Raw genomic sequence first — 18171 nt, 5'->3', positions numbered from 1 at the left:
ACCCGGCGCTCGCGGAGTGACGCCTCTACGGCTCGACGACGGTCTCCTGCGCCGCGGCCGTCGTGTCGGCCATGAGCCTCGCGTCCACCGGTACGTTGCGCTTGATCAGGGCGAGGGCCACCGGGCCGAGTTCGTGGTGGCGGGCCGAGGTCGTGATGAAGCCGAGCTTGCGGCCGTCGGGGCCGTCGTCGGCGAGGCGGATCTCCGCGCCGCGCGGCGGGAGATGGACCTCGCTGCCGTCGAGGTGCAGGAAGACGAGGCGGCGCGGGGGCTTGCCGAGGTTCTGGACCCGGGCGACCGTCTCCTGGCCCCGGTAGCAGCCCTTCTGCAGGTGCACCGCCGAACCGATCCAGCCCAGCTCGTGCGGGATGGTGCGGTGGTCGGTCTCGAAGCCGAGGCGGGGAAGGTGGTGCTCGACGCGCAGCGCCTCGTACGCGAGAAGGCCCACCGCGGGGGCCGCCTTCTCCGCGTACGTCTCCAGGTCGGCACGCGGCAGGAACAGATCGCGGCCGTACGGCGTCTCGCGGACGACCGTGCCCTGCGGGATCTCGGCGATCGAGCCGGCCGGGAGGTGGACGACCGCGAAGTCGCCCGTCCTGTCGGCCACTTCGACCCGGTAGAAGAACTTCATCGACTCCAGGTACGCGAGCAGCGCCTCCTGGGTGCCGGGCTCGACGTGGGCCCAGACGGTCGCGCCGTCGTCGACCAGGTACAGCGCGTGCTCGATGTGGCCGTTGGCGGAGAGGATCAGCGCCTCGGTGGCCTCGCCCGTGGGAAGTTCGCTGACGTGCTGGGTGAGGAGCAGGTGCAGCCAGCTGAGCCGGTCCTCGCCGGAGACGGCGAAGACGCCCCGGTGGGAGAGGTCGACGAAGCCGGTGCCGTCGGCGAGGGCGCGCTGTTCACGGAACAGGTCCCCGTAGTGGGCGGCGACACCTTCGTCGACCCCCTCGGCTGGGACGGCGCCGGGCAGGGACAGCAGAGGGCTCTTCATACGCCAAGCCTACGACTCGGTAGTTGAACTCTTGGAAGTCGAACTCCCGGCCGTCGGGTTCTGGGCCGCCGAACCCTTGCGGGAGCAGTTCTCGCAGCGGCCGAAGATCGCGAAGTGCTTCATGTCGGTGTCGAAACCGAACGTCTCGCGCAGCTTGGCCGTGAAGTCCGCCGCCACCGACACATCCGCCTCGATCACGTTCGCGCAGTCCCGGCAGACGAGGTGGATGTGGTGGTGCCGGTCGGCCAGGTGGTACGTCGGCGCCCCGTGCCCCAGATGGGCATGGCTGACCAGCCCGAGCTCCTCCAGGAGCTCCAGGGTCCGGTAGACCGTGGAAATGTTGACCCCCGACGCCGTCCTCCTCACTTCCACGAGGATGTCGTCGGGGGTCGCGTGCTCAAGGGTGTCCACGGCTTCGAGCACGAGCTGCCGCTGCGGCGTCAGCCGGTAGCCGCGCTGCCTGAGGTCACTCTTCCAGTCGGTGCTCACCACACCACGAGTCTAGAACTACTTGAAGAACGCGATGCCGTCGTCCGGCATGTCGTCCGGGAGGGCCTTGGCCCAGCGCTCGACGTCCTCGGGGGTGACGACCTTCTTCAGGTGCGCGGACATGTAGGGGCGCAGTTCGACCTCGGGCGTCGACTTCTCGCCCACCCACATCAGGTCGCTGTGCACATAGCCGTACAGCCGCTTGCCGCCGCTGTAGGGCCCCGAGGCCGCCGTCCGCGCGACCGCGTCCGTGACCACGTCGATCTGCGGCTTCTGCTTGGCCAGCTCGCCGTACCAGACCTCGACGACGCCGTCGTCACGGGTCATGACGATCTCGACCTTGCGGTCGGCGTCGATGCGCCAGAATCCGGACTCGGTCTCCAGCGGGCGGACCTTGTTGCCGTCCTGGTCCAGCACCCAGGTGTGGGAGTGGTACTCCAGGAAGTCCCGGCCGTCGTGGGTGAAGGTGACCTCCTGGCCGAAGTTGCACTTCTCGGCACCGGGGAAGTCGTGGACGCCCGCGCCCGCCCAGTCGCCGAGCAGAAAGGCGAGGGGGACGAGGTCCTTGTGCAGGTCGGACGGGATCTCGATCATGAATGCGGTTCCTGGATGTCCTCGACGTGGGTCAGCGCTGGCCCTGGTACAGCTTCTTCACGGTCAGACCGGCGAAGGCGAGAACGCCCACGGCGACCAGGACCAGCAGGATTTCGAAGAAGAGTTCCACGGGGTGCTCCTCGGATGAGCGGGGATTCGGTACTGCACAAGGCCGGGCCCCAGCTTACGCGGCCGGGACACGGGGTTCGCCGTGAGGTGGGCCCTTCGCCGCTCGGCCGCGACGACGATCACTGTGCGGACTACCATGCGGCCATGGCGAAGAAGCTCGTGATCAAGGTGACGGCCGGGGCTGATGCTCCCGAGCGCTGTTCGCAGGCGTTCACCGTGGCGGCGGTGGCGGTGGCCAGTGGGGTGGAGGTGTCGCTGTGGCTGACCGGCGAGTCCGCCTGGTTCGCGTTGCCGGGCCGGGCCGCCGAGTTCGAGCTGCCGCATGCCGCCCCGCTCCCGGATCTCATCGACTCGGTCCTCGCGGGCGGCCGGCTCACCCTGTGCACGCAGTGCGCCGCCCGCCGGGACATCACGGAGAAGGACGTCATCGAGGGCGTACGGATCGCGGGCGCGCAGGTGTTCGTGCAGGAGGCGCTGGCGGACGACGCCCAGGCACTCGTCTACTGACACGCGTTCGTCTGCCGCGCTGGTCTGCTGATACGCGCTGGTCTGCTGATACCGGGCTACGGGCGGCGCCTCTTGCCGTCCAGCTCGTCCCACCACTCGTCGGACTTCGGGTCACCCGAGGGGTCGTCCCACCAGCGGTCGTCGGGGCCGCGCCGGTTGGCGACGACTGCGGCGAGCGGCGGGATGACCATGGCGACCACGCACATGCCGACCGCGACCGGGACCGACCAGAGGCGTACGACACCCCACGCCAGGACGAAGAGCGCGAGGCACGTGCCCATCATGGCGAAGTAGGCGTGGCGCCGGCGGGCGTACATGTCTCCAGCGTAGGCCCGCGCACGGCTGAGGGCCGTACCCCGGGTCGGACACCCGGGGTACGGCCCTCAGCCGTTCAGCCGTTCAGGAACAACCGTCTCAGACGGCGATCGCGACCTCCGCCAGGCCGCCCTGCTCGGCGACGACGGTGCGGTCGGCGGTGCCGCCGGGGACGAGCGCGCGGACGGTCCAGGTGCCCTCGGCCGCGTAGAAGCGGAACTGGCCCGTCGCGGAGGTCGGGACCTCCGCCGTGAACTCGCCGGTCGAGTCCAGCAGACGGACGTAGCCCGTCACCGGCTCGCCGTCGCGGGTCACCTGACCCTGGATCGTGGTCTCACCGGGCTTGATCGTCGAGGCGTCCGGGCCGCCGGCCTTCGCTCCACACATGTCTTTCTCCAAGAGAGGTCTGACCGGAAGGAAGGCCGGTCGGGATGAACGGGTATTCGCTGACTGCCGGCTACGGCTACTGCCGACCGGTCCTACTTGTTGGCGCCGAGCTCGATCGGGACACCGACCAGGGAGCCGTACTCGGTCCAGGAGCCGTCGTAGTTCTTGACGTTCTCCACACCGAGCAGCTCGTGCAGGACGAACCAGGTCAGCGCGGAGCGCTCACCGATGCGGCAGTAGGCGATGGTGTCCTTCGCCAGGTCCACCTGCTCGTCGGCGTACAGCTCCTTGAGGTCGTCGTCCGACTTGAAGGTGCCGTCGTCGTTGGCGTTCTTCGACCACGGGATGTTGCGGGCGGACGGGACGTGGCCCGGACGCTGCGACTGCTCCTGCGGCAGGTGGGCCGGGGCGAGCAGCTTGCCCGAGAACTCGTCGGGCGAGCGCACGTCGACCAGGTTCTGCGAGCCGATCGCGGCGACGACGTCGTCACGGAAGGCGCGGATCGCGGTGTTCTGCGGCTTGGCCTTGTACTCGGTCGCGGGGCGCGCCGGCACCTCGTCGACCAGCTCGCGGGCGTCCAGCTCCCACTTCTTGCGGCCGCCGTCGAGAAGCTTGACGTTCTCGTGGCCGTACAGCTTGAAGTACCAGTAGGCGTACGACGCGAACCAGTTGTTGTTGCCGCCGTAGAGGACGACGAGGGTGTCGTTGCCGATGCCCTTCTCCGACAGGAGCTTCTCGAAGCCCTCCTGGTCGACGAAGTCACGGCGTACCGGGTCCTGGAGGTCCTTCGTCCAGTCGATCCGGATGGCGTTCTTGATGTGGTTCTTCTCGTACGCGGTCGTGTCCTCGTCGACCTCGACGATGGCGATGTTCGAGTCGTCGAGGTTGGCCTCGACCCAGTCGGCGTCTACCAGGACGTCGCTGCGGCTCATGCTCGTTCTCCTCCGGGGCAGTTGCGGCGGGGTGTGCAAGGCGCCTGACGGCGATCGGGCCGGGCGCGCACGGGTGTGCCCTGGCTGGGCAGGGCGACGGGGAAGGCGGCAGTCGTGGCTGCCACTCAGAAAGTGCGACAGAGCATGGCGGCGACGCGGCACAGGTCTACTGCCCGCCGCTTCGTGAGATCCGCCTGTCGCTTCATGAGTGTCGATCGTAGGGACGCACAGGCGGACGTGTCACCGGTGTGTCGCATATTGAGACGCGATCGTCCGCAATGTGGGACCGCATGGGTGCACGGGCGGGGGCCGCACCGGTTCCCGAGGGATTTATCGGTCGTCACAGCTGCGCTGCGGACATGGGCGTCTCGCCCACCGGACAGCGCGGGTCCATCGGACCCCGCCCCCGTACTACCCGGCCAGCCTGACGTTCGAACCCCGCACCGTGATCTCCACGCCGTCCGGTGCCGCCTCGACCTTGTCGAGCTTGATGCCGCCGGGGAGGTCGTCGATCTTCTGTTCGAAGTCGGTGATCGACCGGACCTGACCCTCCGCGGCCTCGACGACCAGGTTCGGCAGGTTGTCGGCGTGCACCTTCACGGTGTCGCCGTCGACGGTGACCGTGCTGAGCACCGGGTACGTCGTCGACTTGCCCAGGACCGCGACCTTGATGTCGACCTTGACCTTGCCGTTGCCGCCGTCGGAGAGGCCGACGACCTGGGCGGTCACGCCGGTGACGATCTGCGTGGGCTCCGACTTGGCGGCCTTGAGGAGTTCGTCGTACGCGATGGACGCGCTGCCGGTGGCGCTGTCGGCCGTGGCGGAGCTGTAGTCGCTGGAGAAGGCGACGCCGCGCATGCTCGCCCGCAGATCGGCGATACGGATGCTCTCGCCGGACTTGCCCGTGCTCGCCTCGTAGTCCTCGATGCCGACCTCGACGTCGTCGAGCTCGCCGCTCGCGACCTGGGTGAGGAACGGGAAGCCCTTGATGGACACGTCGGGGGCGCTCGTCAGGCCCTCGCTGGTCTTCAGCTGCTCGGCCGCCTCGTCCTCGGCGAAGCCGACGGCCACACGGTCCGCGATCACGAAGAGGCCGCCCAGGATCACGGCGACGATGACAAGTATTCGCAGTGCGCGCATCTCTCGGTGTTCCCCACGTAGTCCACTCGGCGGTCGGTTCGGCGGTCGGTCCGGCTTCGACGCCCGGTCCGGCTTCAACGACCTGAGTGGCCGTTCCACGCGAGAGTAATCGCGCGGGCGTATGGGCGGGGTTGGGTGTCCGGCCTTGTTGATCACCTGTGACAGGGCGGGTGGGCGCGCCTCCAGGGTTCCGCCCCCGGTCAGCCCAGCGCGCGGCCCAGCAGATACACCGCCGGGGCCGCGGCGGCCAGCGGGAGGGCGACTCCCGCGGTGAAGTGGACGAAGCGGGAGGGGTAGTCGTAGGCGGCGACACGATGGCCGATGAGGGCGCACAGGGCCGCGGCGGCGCCGAGGAGGGCGCCTGAGGTGCCGAGGTCGGTGGCGCCGCCGACGGCGATGCCCGCGCCGGTCGCCGCCAGCAGGGACACGATCACCGAGGCCGGTGTGGGGAGCGGCAGGGCGCGGGCCAGGACGGCCACCGCCACCGCTACGCCGCCCACGGTGACCGCGTCCGGCAGGGCCGCCAGGTAGCCGGTCGCGATGATCGACAGTGCCGCCGAGGTCACGGTCGCCATCAGTCCGTACATCCGCTCGTCCGGGTCCGCGTGGCTGCGCAGCCCCAGCACGATGCTGAGCAGCACCCACACGCCCAGCGTGCCGAGGATGACGGCGGGCGCGTGCTCCCGGCCGGCCGCGAACAGCGCCGCGTCCGCCGCGAGCGCGCCCGCGAAGGCCAGCACGATGCCCTGCCGGGCCGGCCACATGCCGTTCAGCCGGAACCAGCCCGCCGCGGTCACGGCCTGCAGGACCACCAGGGGGACGGCGAGGGCGTACTCGCCGATCGCCGCGGCGCCGGCCAGCAGCAGGCCCAGCACGGCCGTGAGAAGCGCCGGCTGCATCCCGGGCTCGATGATCGGCGACCGCCCCTCGGCCCGCGCCCGCTGGGCGTCGGTGACACGGGTGTTGCCGGTGAGGGTGGGCGGACCATAGCCGGGCGCGGACCCCTCGGGCGCCACGGCAGGGTCCGTCCGGGGCTGTGCTTGAGGCTGTGCTTGAGGCTGGGCCTGGGACTGTGCATGGGGCTGTGCCTGGGCCTGGCGCTGGGCCTCGGGCTGGAAGTGTGTCTGCGCGGGCGCCTGCGGCTGAGCGGCCTGCGGCGGGTGCTGGCCGAACTGGCTGCTCTGGCCGTACTGGTTGTCCTGGCCGTACTGGTTGTTCTGGCCGAACTGACCGTTCTGCCCGTCCTGGCCGTACTGGTTGTTCTGGCCGTCCTGGCCGAACTGACCGTTCGGGCCGAACTGCGCGTTCGGGCCGTCCGCCTGCGGGGGCAGGTAGGCCGTCTCCGCCGCGTTGGTGGCGGGCGGGGCCTGGGTCTGGGGCTGGATCTGGGTCTCCCAGGTCTGGCCCTCCCACTGCTGGGTGTACTGCTGGGCGTGGGCGGCCTGGCCCTCGTCGTAGCCCTGCCAGTGCGGCTGCGGCTGCGCCTGGGGGTGGGGCTGGGCCGGGTAGTGCTGGGGCTCCGCCTGCGGTTCCTGGTAGGCGTCGTAGCCCTGGTGTCCCTGGTGTCCCTGCCCCTGGTGTCCAGGGTGGCCCTCGTACCCGTACGGCTGGTTGCTCATGATGTGGGGGTCACCCTCCTGCGAACGGCGGGAGCACCTCGACCGTGCCGCCCTCGGCCAGACGTACCGTCTCATGCGCACGGGTGCCCACAGGGTTTCCGTCGACGAGGAACGAGCATCGCTGCAGTACGCGTACGAGTTCACCGGGGTGTCGCTCACGGGCCGTGTTCAGGGCGTCCGCGAGGGTGGCCGCGTCGTAGGGCTCCTCGGCGAGGCCGGCTGCGGACTTGGCTGCGGCCCAGTAGCGGACGGTGCCCTTTGGCATCTGCGTTCCTCTTGGTCGGTCGTGTCGGGGATCAGGCTACGGGGCGGTTGGCGATGTGGGGAACCGCGGTTGAGCGGGGCCCCGAAGATCGGGCGTGGCCCAGGTGGCGAGGCGAGGGCCGGCTAGCGGTGCGTCGTACCTGTCGTCCCCTTCTTCGTCACCCACTCCCCGATCCTGTCCAGCAATTCCTCGCTCGCCGCGTTCTCCGCGTGCCCCATCCCTCTCTCCAGCCACAGTTCGCCGTGATCACCCGCCGCCGCAGCCAGCATTTCGGGGTGGTCGGTCGGGAAATAGCCGTCCCTGTCGCCGTGGACTATCAGGAGCGGGGTCGGGGCGATCAGAGGGACGGATTCGACCGGGGAGAGCGGGACGGGGTTCCAGTCGCGGTGGTGGATTCGGGTGCGGAAGCCGTAGCGGCCGACCAGGCGGCCTCCGGGGCGGGTGATGAGCCAGTGGACGCGGCGCATGGGAGCCGTGCCGCGGTAGTACCAGCGGGCGGGGGCGCTGACGGAGACGACCGCGTCGGGACCGCCGGGGAGGGCCGCGTGACGCAGGACGACCGAGCCGCCCATCGAGAAGCCCACCGTGGCGACGTGCTCGTGGCCGAGTTCGCGGGCCCAGCGGACCGCCGCAGCGAGGTCGAGCACCTCGCGGTCGCCGACCGTGGAGCGGCCGCCGGATCTTCCGTGGCCGCGGAAGGAGAAGGTGACGACGGAGCCGTACCGGGCGAGCGCCTTCGCCACCCTCCGAACATGTGGACGGTCGACGTCACCCGTGAAGCCGTGTGCGACGACGACGGCCAGGTGGCCGGAAGATGGAGTTCCGGTGCCGTCGGAGCCGTTGTATACAACGGCCTTCGGGTCGTATACGGCCTCGATATTCACCCCGTCGTCAGTGCCCAGAAACCTGCGCGAAGGGGTTCGGGGCGGCCTCGGAGAGGTTCGATCGGCCGTCTCAGAGTTCGGAATGTCGAAGGAACGCGTCACATGGCCTGCCGGACCAGCACTCATGTGGGCTATTCTGCTGGACAGAGGACTCGGGCAATGTCGCCCCCGGGTCCTTTTGTGCTTTCGGAAGCGTTGTATACGAGCGGGAAACACCAGGTGACCGCAGATGTACGGGCCCCGGGATCGCAGAGCAGAACACGGTGAAGCACCGCAGTGAACATCGCGGTGCCGCACAGTGCCACACACGTCCTCGCAGGGACCGAGGAGGAACCAGACGTATGAGTTCTCTGCTGCTCCTGACCAATGCCCTCCAGCCTTCCACCGAGGTGCTTCCGGCCCTCGGCCTGCTGCTGCACAACGTGCGCGTGGCCCCGGCGGAAGGCCCCGCTCTCGTCGACACCCCCGGTGCGGACGTCATCCTGATCGACGGACGCCGTGACCTCCCGCAGGTCCGCAGCCTGTGTCAGCTGCTCCGCTCCACAGGCCCCGGCTGCCCCCTCATCCTCGTCGTGACCGAGGGCGGCCTCGCCGCCGTCACGGCGGACTGGGGCATCGACGATGTCCTCCTCGACACCGCCGGCCCCGCCGAGGTCGAGGCCCGGCTGCGGCTTGCCATGGGCAGGCAGCAGATCGTCAACGACGACTCCCCCATGGAGATCCGCAACGGCGATCTCTCGGTGGACGAGGCGACCTACAGCGCCAAGCTCAAGGGCCGCGTCCTCGACCTCACGTTCAAGGAGTTCGAGCTTCTCAAGTACCTCGCCCAGCACCCGGGCCGCGTCTTCACCCGCGCCCAGCTGCTCCAGGAGGTCTGGGGCTACGACTACTTCGGCGGTACGCGCACGGTCGATGTCCACGTACGACGGCTTCGCGCCAAGCTCGGCCCCGAGCACGAGTCGCTGATCGGGACCGTCCGGAACGTCGGTTATCGATTCGTTACGCCCGAGAAGGCGGAGCGCGCCGGTGACGACGCGAAGAACAAGGCGGCCTCCGCGGCCTCCTCAAAGGCGGCGGATGCGGACGAGACGGCGTCCCTGGACACGGTCGAGATCGCGGCCGAGGCGTAGCGGCCCGCCCATCGGGTCCCTGCGGGGCGGCATACACACGGCCACCGCGCAGGGAGGCTCCCGTACGCCCTGCCCAGGGGCGATTTATCCGCGTAGACTCCGGGTGTGGCCAAGGTGACTCGGGATGACGTGGCAAGACTGGCGGGTACGTCGACCGCCGTCGTCAGTTACGTCATCAACAACGGACCCCGGCCGGTTGCCCCGGCCACGCGCGAGCGTGTCCTCGCCGCCATCAAGGAACTGTCGTACCGGCCCGACCGCGTCGCCCAGGCGATGGCGTCGCGCCGCACCGAGCTCATAGGTCTGATCGTCCCGGACGCGCGCCAGCCGTTCTTCGGCGAGATGGCGCACGCGGTCGAACAGGCGGCCGCCGAGCGCGGCAAGATGGTCCTCGTCGGGAACTCCGACTACGTCGCCGAGCGCGAGGTCCACTATCTGCGGGCGTTCCTCGGGATGCGCGTCTCCGGGCTGATCCTCGTCAGCCACGCCCTCAACGACAACGCCGCCGCCGAGATAGAGGCGTGGGACGCGCGGGTCGTACTGCTGCATGAGCGGCCCGAGGCGATCGACGACGTGGCCGTGGTGACCGACGACCTCGGCGGCGCGCAGCTCGCCGTGGAGCATCTCCTCTCGCACGGCTACGCGTACGTCGCCTGTATGGGTGGTATCGCCGAGACCCCGCTCGTCGGTGACCCCGTCTCCGACCACGTCGAGGGCTGGCGGCGCGCGATGGACGAGGCCGGGATCCCGACCGAGGGACGGCTCTTCCAGGCGCCCTACAACCGGTACGACGCGTACCAGGTGGCGCTGAAGCTGCTGGCCGAGCCGGGCCGGCCGCCGGCGATCTTCTGTTCCACCGACGACCAGGCCATCGGTGTGCTGCGGGCCGCGCGTGAGCTGCGGATCGAGGTGCCGAGCGAGTTGGCTGTCGTCGGGTTCGACGACGTCAAGGAGGCGGCGCTCACGGATCCGCCGCTGACGACGATCGGGACGGATCGTACGGGGATGGCTCGGGCGGCGGTGGATCTGGTGCTCGATGACGGGATTCGGGTGCCCGGGTCCCGGCGGGAGCGGGTGAAGCTGTTCCCGTCGAGGTTGGTGGCCCGGCGGTCCTGCGGTTGCGAGTAGCGCCGTAGGGGCTGCCCGTCGTGGCTGACCGCGGGTTCGTTGTGGCTGATCACGCAGTTCCCCGCGCCCCTCGGAAGTCGGCATCACCGCACGGCAACCCCTTGCTTCTCATGCCTGCGGGGCTCCGGCGCCTTTATATGGGGCGAACGAGGTTCTGGCGTGGTTCTCAGGGAGCACTCAGGAACGTCTCATGGTCGGGCGGCAGGCTCTGAGTCATGACCGAGAGCTTCCGCCGCAGCGGCGAGTACGAGAACCCCTACCAGGGTGACCAGCAGCAGCACTCCGGGTCCGCCGAGGGCGAGACCCGACAGCAGCCCGCGTACCTCCAGCAGCAGCCCGCCTCCGCCCCGGTGAACCCGGAGTGGCCGCCCCCGCCGGCGTACGACCCGGCGGCGCCCCCGGCTCCGGCGGGGCCTGCGGCCGGGTACGGCACGTACGGGCAGCCCACCGCCGCGACGGCCTCGGCTCCCACCGCGCTCCTCACCGAGCCGGTCTCCTCCGCCGCCACCCCCGGATCGACGCCCGCGCCCGCGTCGAGAAGGCGTGCCCGGGGTCCGATCGCGCTGCTGGCGGCCGTGGCGTTCGTCGCGGCGGCGATCGGCGGCGGTACGGCGTACGGAATCCAGGAGCTGACCGGCACGGACACCGTGGCCTCCAGCTCCACCAGCACCAGCGTGGTGCCGACCAGTCAGAAGGGCACGGTCTCCGGGGTCGCCACGGCGGTCAGCCCGAGCATCGTGGAGATCAGCGCCACCTCGAACGCGGGCGAGTCCACCGGCTCCGGTGTGATCATCACCAGCGACGGCGAGATCATCACCAACAACCACGTGATCTCCGGCGCCTCTCAGATCAAGGTGACGACGAGCAACGGCAAGTCCTACACGGCCGAGGTCGTCGGCACCGACAGCAAGAAGGACCTCGCCCTCATCAAGCTGCGGAACGCCTCCGGGCTGAAGGCCGCCACCCTCGGCGACTCCGCCGGTGTCAAGGTCGGCGACCAGGTCGTGGCGATCGGCTCCCCCGAGGGCCTGACCGGCACGGTCACCAGCGGCATCGTCTCCGCCCTCGACCGTGACGTGACGGTCTCGACGGACGAGAGCCAGGGCCAGCAGCAGCAACAGCAGGGCGGCGGCAGCGGCCAGTGGCCGTTCGAGTTCGGCGGCCAGGAGTTCAACGGTGACACCGGCTCCTCCACGACCACGTACAAGGCCCTCCAGACCGACGCCTCCCTCAACCCGGGCAACTCCGGTGGCGCCCTCATCGACATGAACGGCAACATCGTCGGGATCAACTCGGCGATGTACTCCGCCGCGGACTCCTCGTCGTCCAGCGCCGGCAGCGTCGGCCTCGGCTTCGCGATCCCGGTCAACACCGTCAAGGCCGACCTGAGCACGCTGCGGGCGGGCGGCTCGGACTGAGGTCCAGCGCTCCGACCAGGTAGTTCCCTTCCCGTCCGTCCCGTCCCGCTGAGCCCGAGGAGTCCGACATGACCAGGCAGATCGCGCAGATTTCGCACACCGTCGAGACCGCCGGCGACCCGGCCGGGCTGGACCTCGCCCTCGCGGTGGCCGCCGAACTGCATCCGCCGGTGACCCGGGCCCCCGAGGTGGCGTCCGCCACCCGAGGCACGGCCCGCCGCACCACGGTCGCGCGACCGCACCGCCGCACGGTTCGCGGCTGATCCTCACGGGACTCTCACGGGCTACTGCACGGCCAGGGGACGTGCAAGGCTAGAGCAGTATCGCGCGCGCCCCTTCAGGGGCGCGGGGCAGTGCTGACCATGCGGCTACCGCCGCGCGGGCGCGACCAGCCACAACGCACCCGCACCAGGCAACGCACGAGAACCCCTACGGCGCCCCGGCCTTGTAAACCACCGCACCCGAGGAAACGAAGACCACCATGAGCCCCGCCGAAGGCGCCCCCGAACCCCAGCGCATCCTCATCGTCGACGACGAGCCTGCGGTGCGTGACGCACTCAAGCGCAGCCTCGCCTTCGAGGGCTACGGCACCGAGGTCGCCGTCGACGGCGCGGACGCGCTGGAGAAGGCGACCGCGTACAAGCCGGACCTGGTGATCCTCGACGTCCAGATGCCGCGGATGGACGGGCTGACCGCCGCCCGCCGGATCCGCGGCGCCGGCGACACGACCCCGATCCTGATGCTCACGGCCCGCGACACGGTCGGCGACCGTGTCACCGGCCTCGACGCCGGTGCGGACGACTACCTGGTCAAGCCGTTCGAGCTGGACGAACTCTTCGCCCGCGTCCGCGCGTTGCTGCGCCGCAGCACGTACGCGTCCGCCCTGACCGACGCCGCCGAGGTGGACGAGGCGCTCACCTTCGCGGACCTGCGGATGGACCTGGCGACACGGGAGGTCACCCGGGGCGGACGCCCGGTGGAGCTGACCCGCACGGAGTTCACACTCCTGGAGATGTTCATGGCCCACCCGCGCCAGGTCCTCACCCGCGAGCAGATCCTGAAGGCCGTCTGGGGCTTCGACTTCGAGCCCTCCTCCAACTCCCTGGACGTGTACGTCATGTACCTGCGCCGCAAGACCGAGGCGGGCGGCGAGCCGAGGCTCGTCCACACCGTGCGGGGTGTCGGGTACGTCCTGCGGCAAGGCGGCGCGGAGTGAAGAAGCTCCTGAGCCGCTATCGGTCCCTGCCGATCCGGGCCCGGCTGTCGATGCTGGTCGCGGCGGCGGTCGCGTTCGCGGTGGCGGCGGTGTCGGTGACGTGTTGGTTCATCGTGCAGGGGAAGCTGGACGACGAGATCAACAACGATCTGAAGTCTATGGTCAGCCGTGCGCTGCCCAAGCAGATGGTTGAGCAGAGCGTCCTCACCGCCTGCCCCGAGGTGCCGTCGCAGTCATTCTTCGGGCCGCGGAACAAGGGGTACTCCCAGGTGGTCAAGGCGGACGGCACGAAGTGTGTCTTCCCCAACTCCACGGGTGTGGTGAACGTCGCCGAAAGCGACAAGGACATGGCCAAGAACCCCAAGATCAAGACCGGGGAGATCCGCAACGGCACTGACAGCGAGGGCAATTCCGTACGAGTACTGGCCACGGCACTCGTGGTCGAGGACGGCGGGGTTCAATACGTGATGCGGAACGCCGCCTATGTGGTGGCGGTACCGCTCAAGGGCACCGAGTCCACGCTCAACGAGCTGGCGCTGCTCCTCCTCCTCGTCTCCGGCATCGGAGTCGTCGGCGCCGGTGCGGCCGGTCTGGCCGTGGCCCGCGCGGGCCTTCGCCCGGTCGACAAGCTCACGGAAGCCGTCGAACACGTGGCGCGCACCGAGGATCTGAGCATCCGCATCCCCGTCGAGGAGAAGAGCGAGGACGAGATCGCCCGCCTCTCCCGCTCCTTCAACTCGATGACGGGCGCACTCGCCAACTCCCGCGAACTGCAGCAACAACTGATCGCGGACGCCGGCCACGAACTCCGTACGCCCCTCACGTCCCTCCGGACGAACATCGAACTCCTCACCCGCAGCGAGGAGACGGGCCGCCCGATCCCGGCGGACGACCGCAAGGCTCTGCTCGCCTCGGTGAAGGCCCAGATGACCGAACTGGCCGCGCTGATAGGTGACTTGCAGGAGCTGTCACGTTCGGAAGCGGGTCAGCAGGGAGGCCGTCATCTCCAGGTGGTCGACTTCCAGGAGACCGTGGAGGCGGCCCTGCGCCGGGCCCGGCTGCGCGGGCCCGAGCTGACGATCACGGCGGACCTCCAGCCCTGGTACGTCCGCTCCGAGCCGTCCGCGCTGGAGCGCGCGATCGTCAACATCCTCGACAACGCGGTGAAGTTCAGCCCCGAGAGCGGCACGATCGAGGTCTCCCTCGACGCGGGTGTCCTCACGGTCCGCGACCACGGCCCCGGCATCCCCGCCGACGAACTCCCCCACGTCTTCGACCGCTTCTGGCGCTCCCCCAGCGCGAGGGCCCTGCCGGGCTCGGGCCTGGGCCTGTCCATCGTGGCCCGCACGGTCGAGCAGGCGGGCGGCGAGGTGTCCCTGGCGCGAGCCGAGGGCAGCGGCACGCTGGCGACGGTACGGCTGCCGGGGGCGGCTACTCCGCCGCCGGGAGCGCCGGAGTAGCCGGAGGAGATTCGCCACCGAGCCGGAAGAGTCCGTGACCGCTTCTGGGGAGCCTCAGTGGAAGCCGAGCATTCCGGGGGAGTCGATGTCGATGGCGAGTACGCCCGGCGGGTAGTCGTCCTCGTGACCCGTCAGGATGATGGACATGCCGCCCGTCTCCAGGTGCGGCGTGGCGACGTAGAGAGCATGACAGGTATCGGCTCCGCCCCAGCCGTCGCGCACCATCCCGCCCACCGTCACAGCGGCCGTCTGCCCGAGCGGATCGACGTGGATGCCCGGCAGCGCGAGCAGTGCCCGTCCGATGCCCTCGTCCTTCTCCTCCGCCCGCATGAGGCACAGGGAGGGAATGTGCAACCAGTCACCGGGGGTATGCGCGACGTTGTCCGCGAGGCGGTGCATGGCCTCGTGGCCGCGCGCGAGCGCGAGGGCCGCGCCCGTGTCGAGAACGATCACGCGGCGCGCCCCTGGTCAGGGCGCGTCATCTCGCGGCCGGAGCGCATTTTCTCCGCAGCCATCGCGTAGATATTGGCCAGGACGTCCGGCCCGCCGTCGAACTCCTCGTCGGTGAGCGTGCACCCCATGCGCTCACGCAGCACCTTGCGCGTGGCGGCGACCCGCTCCGCGATCTGTTCCGCCGTGGGCTGCTCCGCGGCCAGCCGCTCGATGAGCTGGCCGAGGGTCATGCCGCGTTCCTTGGCGACCTGTGCGAGATGATCGCGGGCCTGCTTGGACACCTGAATGGTCGTGCTATCTGCCATGGATGCACCATAGTCACACCACGGCGAGAGTGCCCCACCTCCGAGACCCCTTTCACCCGAAGGTGCTCAGTCAGCCGCGACGACCTCGACAAAGGCGGACCAGGCGCGGGTGGAGAACAGGAGCGGACGGCGGTCCGGGGCCTTGCTGTCCCGGACGGGGACTATGCCGGGGATTTCGTCGGTGACTTCGAGGCAGTTCGTGCCACCCCCGTCGCTGTACGACGACTTGCGCCACACAGCGGTGCCGAGGTCGAGGGTCCGGTTCATGATCTGCACTCCTTCAGAAGGCGCTTGATGAACGCGGTCGACTCGGCCGGAGGCAGCGCCGCGTCCCTGACGAGATCGTAGGACAGCCGGAAGGCCAGAACCTTGTCCGGATCGTCGATCAACTCGCCGATCCCGTTGCCCTCCGCGTAGGCAACGGCATCGCCGGTTCGCTGCCAAAAGAGCCAGAGGTGGCTGTCCATGAGGTCGTGCACCCCGGCCGTCCAGGGCAACACCTGAATGGCGACGGAGGGCAACTCCGCAGCCTCCACCAGGTGCGAGAGCTGGTCCTCCCACACCTTCGCCTTCGGCACAGCTCGCCGCACCGCTCCCTCATCGAGGATCACGCGGATGCTCGGCGCCGGCTGCCGGTGCAGCAACTCCTGCCGTCCCATACGCGCAGCCACCTGTTCCTCGATCTCCTCGCTGTTGCCTGGCGTTGTCTGGGCTCCAGACAACCCTGACAACACCGTGCGGGCGTAGTCCTCGGTCTGCAAGATTCCCGGCACCCGCAGCTGGAACATCCACATGACGCGAGCCGTCGCCTCCAGCTCCATGAACGCCTTGTACTTGTCCTTGATGACCTCCTTGCGCGCGTCCCGCCAGAGGCGAACCAGCAGGTCACCGCACTCGTAATAGGCGTCCAGGTCCTCCATGACCGCCCGCTTGGAGAGCCTCTCCCCCTTCTCCAGGCGATAGAGATAGCTCTTGTCGTACGACGTCTCCGCCGCCAGCTGGGCCAGCGTCCTGCCCGCCTTCTCGCGCAGGAACAGCAGTGTCCGCCCGAGCGCGACCCGCCCTGATTCCCGTTCCCCGTCAACGACTTCGCCCATGTCACCCCTCGCCGTTGTCTGGGGCGCCAGACAACGCCGACCCCCTTCCGCAGCGTACGTCTCACCCGTGACGATCGGAACACGAACGGTAATCACCGCTCGTCAGACCGACCCTGAAATAACCCTGAGACGAAAGAAGGGCACCGGCATGCGCGCACTCGTCGTCCGGCTCTGCGAGGCACTGCTCCGCTGGGCCGCACCCGGTCCACCGCCGCCCGAGGCGGAGGAGTCGCCGGAACCCGCCCCTCCTCACCCGCCCCACAAGCCCGTCGACATCTGGCCCTTCGAGCGCTACGACAACCTCGTACGGCCCTACGTGCTCAGCGCGGAAGAGCTGTACAGCCACGACATCTTCGGCTTCCACCGCATCGAGGTCCCCGCATGATGGACGGACTGCGCCTGCTGCCGTGGACCACCCTCGACGGCAAGCCCTGCTATCTGGACCCGGACACCGCGCACCCCGGGGCGCTCTCCCTCCTCGCCGACAGTGTGGAGGTGTCCCAACTCGGTTCGGCGGAGGAGGTGTTGGCCGGGAGCAGGGCCGTACTGGGGGACGCGGCGGCCGGGGAACGGGCGGTGCGGTTCGCGCTGACGCGGGCGGCGGAGTCGTTGGAGGACGTGCTGCGGATCGCGGTCAGCAGGGGGCGGCGGGTCGGCGAGGACTGCCCCTAGTCGGGAACGTCGATGTGCAGGACCCCGTCGGCGCCTTCGGAGGTCGCCTCGTCGGGGCCCAGGCTGCCGGCGAAGAAGGCGTACCGCTCGCCGATCAGCGAGCTCAGGACGGCGCCGGCGCCGTACCAGCCGAGGTCCAGGTCGCGCATGCGCATGTGACTGAGTCCTCGTCGCAGGTGGAGGTTGTGGCCGAAGACCAGGGTCGGGCCGCGGCCCGCCTCGATGGCGCGAATGTCGAGCAGGTTCTCGACCATGAGGGCGTCTCGGGTGCCGAGGAGGCGGGATATGCGGACGCTCTCTTCGACGGGCTGCGCCAACTGCCTGTGGTAGCGCAGCAGGCCGAGACCGGCGGTGAGGTGGGTCTTCGCCCGGAACCACTCGGCGCGTGAGGTCGCCGCGATCAGTTCCGGTGCGCGGGCGTGGAACTCGGTGAGAAGGTCGTCCGCGAGGCAGCGGAGCGTCTCAGCCTCCGCCGTGGCGCCGATGGACATGGCCGGGTCCATGACGGCCTCCGTACGGCTCCACCGATCGTCGTCACCTGCGAGGCTCGCCAGATCGACGGCGGAGGAGGAGGCGAGAGCGAGGGTGGGGGCGAGGCCTCCTCCGCCGGTCAGGTAGGCGCGGGCGTGTTCGAGGTAGCCGCGCGGGCTGGGCGCGCTCAGGTTCTCCATCTCGGCGTCGAAGCCGTGGACGGCAAGGCGTTCCTCCGGCGGGCGGGTCCGGTTGTACTCGCGCATCCAGGTGATCAGGTGCCGGTTGGGGGGCAGTTCGCCGCGGCCGAACGCGATGCCTTCGCGCATCACCTCGTCGAAGTCGCCGGTTCCGTCCTGGACATGGTCGTTCAGGGCGAACGCGGGGACGCGGTCGGTTTCGAGGGCGATCGAACGGAAGCCCTGGTCGACGAGTCGGGCGAACAGGTCGTTGCGGAGGCGGGGGAAGGCCGGCTCCGTGTGCGTCGGTTCGCCGAGGGCCAGCAGGTCGCATGACGGGGTCACGAAGTCTCGAATGTCCTGACTCATGAGCCTCAATCGTATCCTTGA

24 protein-coding genes are annotated in these 18171 nt (G+C 69.6%); 9 read left to right on the top strand and 15 right to left on the bottom strand.

All coding sequences use genetic code 11. The features are described from left to right. Positions 1-25 precede the first annotated feature (25 nt). Genes OG622_RS26415 through OG622_RS26405 form a run of 3 tightly spaced genes read right to left on the bottom strand, consistent with a single transcriptional unit; the run spans position 26 to position 2074 of the window. Entirely contained in the window at positions 26-991 is a 966-nt protein-coding gene (locus OG622_RS26415) for a folate-binding protein YgfZ (RefSeq protein WP_371579095.1), read from the bottom strand. A gap of 9 nt (positions 992-1000) precedes the next feature. Then, positions 1001-1483: a Fur family transcriptional regulator gene (locus tag OG622_RS26410; RefSeq protein WP_371579094.1), complete on the bottom strand. Its 483-nt coding sequence runs from the start codon at positions 1481-1483 to the stop codon at positions 1001-1003. A 15-nt stretch (positions 1484-1498) separates the two neighbouring features. After that, complete coding sequence (locus tag OG622_RS26405; protein WP_371579093.1) at positions 1499-2074, bottom strand: FABP family protein; 576 nt, start codon at positions 2072-2074, stop codon at positions 1499-1501. A gap of 273 nt (positions 2075-2347) precedes the next feature. On the opposite strand from OG622_RS26405, the gene OG622_RS26400 reads away from it, so the two are divergent. Next, positions 2348-2710 (top strand): DsrE family protein, encoded by a 363-nt coding sequence (locus OG622_RS26400; protein WP_351408870.1) that lies wholly within the window; start codon positions 2348-2350, stop codon positions 2708-2710. Positions 2711-2766: 56 nt separating this feature from the next. Here OG622_RS26400 and OG622_RS26395 read toward each other — a convergent pair whose 3' ends face one another. From OG622_RS26395 to OG622_RS26365, 7 genes are all read right to left on the bottom strand, one after another. Then, positions 2767-3027, bottom strand: coding sequence for a DUF3099 domain-containing protein (locus tag OG622_RS26395; RefSeq protein WP_371579092.1), 261 nt, complete (start codon positions 3025-3027; stop codon positions 2767-2769). A gap of 97 nt (positions 3028-3124) precedes the next feature. Then, positions 3125-3412, bottom strand: coding sequence for a DUF1416 domain-containing protein (locus OG622_RS26390; protein WP_037688344.1), 288 nt, complete (start codon positions 3410-3412; stop codon positions 3125-3127). A 92-nt stretch (positions 3413-3504) separates the two neighbouring features. Next, on the bottom strand, positions 3505-4344 hold the full coding sequence (locus OG622_RS26385; protein ID WP_371579091.1) for a sulfurtransferase: 840 nt from the start codon (positions 4342-4344) through the stop codon (positions 3505-3507). 411 nt (positions 4345-4755) lie between these two features. Beyond that, positions 4756-5484: a DUF2993 domain-containing protein gene (locus OG622_RS26380; RefSeq protein WP_371579090.1), complete on the bottom strand. Its 729-nt coding sequence runs from the start codon at positions 5482-5484 to the stop codon at positions 4756-4758. A 200-nt stretch (positions 5485-5684) separates the two neighbouring features. Continuing rightward, positions 5685-7103: a hypothetical protein gene (locus OG622_RS26375; protein WP_371579089.1), complete on the bottom strand. Its 1419-nt coding sequence runs from the start codon at positions 7101-7103 to the stop codon at positions 5685-5687. Positions 7104-7113: 10 nt separating this feature from the next. Further along, complete coding sequence (locus tag OG622_RS26370; RefSeq protein WP_371579088.1) at positions 7114-7368, bottom strand: MoaD/ThiS family protein; 255 nt, start codon at positions 7366-7368, stop codon at positions 7114-7116. Between the two features lie 122 nt (positions 7369-7490). Continuing rightward, positions 7491-8378, bottom strand: a complete 888-nt coding sequence (locus OG622_RS26365; protein ID WP_371579087.1) for an alpha/beta hydrolase — start codon at positions 8376-8378, stop codon at positions 7491-7493. A 215-nt stretch (positions 8379-8593) separates the two neighbouring features. On the opposite strand from OG622_RS26365, the gene OG622_RS26360 reads away from it, so the two are divergent. From OG622_RS26360 to OG622_RS26335, 6 genes are all read left to right on the top strand, one after another. Continuing rightward, entirely contained in the window at positions 8594-9382 is a 789-nt protein-coding gene (locus OG622_RS26360) for a response regulator transcription factor (protein ID WP_371579086.1), read from the top strand. Between the two features lie 105 nt (positions 9383-9487). Then, positions 9488-10510 carry a LacI family DNA-binding transcriptional regulator gene (locus OG622_RS26355; protein ID WP_371579085.1) on the top strand — a complete coding sequence of 341 codons (1023 nt, stop codon included), beginning with the start codon at positions 9488-9490 and terminating at the stop codon, positions 10508-10510. A gap of 215 nt (positions 10511-10725) precedes the next feature. Then, the gene (locus OG622_RS26350; protein ID WP_371579084.1) at positions 10726-11928 is read left to right on the top strand and encodes a S1C family serine protease; all 1203 of its coding nucleotides are present in this window, start codon (positions 10726-10728) and stop codon (positions 11926-11928) included. 68 nt (positions 11929-11996) lie between these two features. Next, complete coding sequence (locus OG622_RS26345; RefSeq protein WP_371579083.1) at positions 11997-12191, top strand: hypothetical protein; 195 nt, start codon at positions 11997-11999, stop codon at positions 12189-12191. A gap of 218 nt (positions 12192-12409) precedes the next feature. Next, positions 12410-13144, top strand: a complete 735-nt coding sequence (locus OG622_RS26340) for a response regulator transcription factor (protein WP_046707396.1) — start codon at positions 12410-12412, stop codon at positions 13142-13144. Further along, complete coding sequence (locus OG622_RS26335) at positions 13141-14604, top strand: ATP-binding protein (RefSeq protein ID WP_371579082.1); 1464 nt, start codon at positions 13141-13143, stop codon at positions 14602-14604. Before OG622_RS26340 ends, OG622_RS26335 begins: the two co-directional genes overlap by 4 nt. Before the next feature lie 54 nt (positions 14605-14658). Here OG622_RS26335 and OG622_RS26330 read toward each other — a convergent pair whose 3' ends face one another. The 4 genes from OG622_RS26330 to OG622_RS26315 all read right to left on the bottom strand — a co-directional run bounded on the left by OG622_RS26330 (position 14659) and on the right by OG622_RS26315 (position 16459). Beyond that, positions 14659-15057 carry a hypothetical protein gene (locus OG622_RS26330; RefSeq protein WP_046707398.1) on the bottom strand — a complete coding sequence of 133 codons (399 nt, stop codon included), beginning with the start codon at positions 15055-15057 and terminating at the stop codon, positions 14659-14661. Further along, a complete protein-coding gene (locus tag OG622_RS26325) occupies positions 15054-15362 on the bottom strand; it encodes a hypothetical protein (RefSeq protein ID WP_371579081.1) in 309 nt (102 codons plus the stop codon). The genes OG622_RS26330 and OG622_RS26325 overlap by 4 nt, the downstream gene beginning before the upstream one ends. Positions 15363-15428: 66 nt before the next feature. Beyond that, positions 15429-15629, bottom strand: a complete 201-nt coding sequence (locus OG622_RS26320) for a DUF397 domain-containing protein (protein ID WP_371579080.1) — start codon at positions 15627-15629, stop codon at positions 15429-15431. Further along, a complete protein-coding gene (locus tag OG622_RS26315; protein ID WP_371579078.1) occupies positions 15626-16459 on the bottom strand; it encodes a helix-turn-helix domain-containing protein in 834 nt (277 codons plus the stop codon). Before OG622_RS26315 ends, OG622_RS26320 begins: the two co-directional genes overlap by 4 nt. 148 nt (positions 16460-16607) lie before the next feature. Between OG622_RS26315 and OG622_RS26310 the strand changes: the two genes are divergently transcribed. Together OG622_RS26310 and OG622_RS26305 are read left to right on the top strand one after the other, a co-directional pair. Then, positions 16608-16844 (top strand): hypothetical protein, encoded by a 237-nt coding sequence (locus OG622_RS26310; protein WP_371579077.1) that lies wholly within the window; start codon positions 16608-16610, stop codon positions 16842-16844. Next, complete coding sequence (locus OG622_RS26305) at positions 16841-17131, top strand: hypothetical protein (protein WP_371579076.1); 291 nt, start codon at positions 16841-16843, stop codon at positions 17129-17131. Before OG622_RS26310 ends, OG622_RS26305 begins: the two co-directional genes overlap by 4 nt. Here the strand turns inward: OG622_RS26305 and OG622_RS26300 are convergent. Next, a complete protein-coding gene (locus OG622_RS26300; RefSeq protein ID WP_371579075.1) occupies positions 17128-18150 on the bottom strand; it encodes an erythromycin esterase family protein in 1023 nt (340 codons plus the stop codon). The two genes, OG622_RS26305 and OG622_RS26300, sit on opposite strands and share 4 nt — an antisense overlap. Positions 18151-18171: the final 21 nt, after the last annotated feature.

This window comes from Streptomyces sp. NBC_01314, assembly GCF_041435215.1.
Classification (GTDB): domain Bacteria; phylum Actinomycetota; class Actinomycetes; order Streptomycetales; family Streptomycetaceae; genus Streptomyces.
The sequence above is the reverse complement of the archived record's forward strand: the minus strand, read 5'-3'. Positions and strand labels throughout refer to the sequence as shown.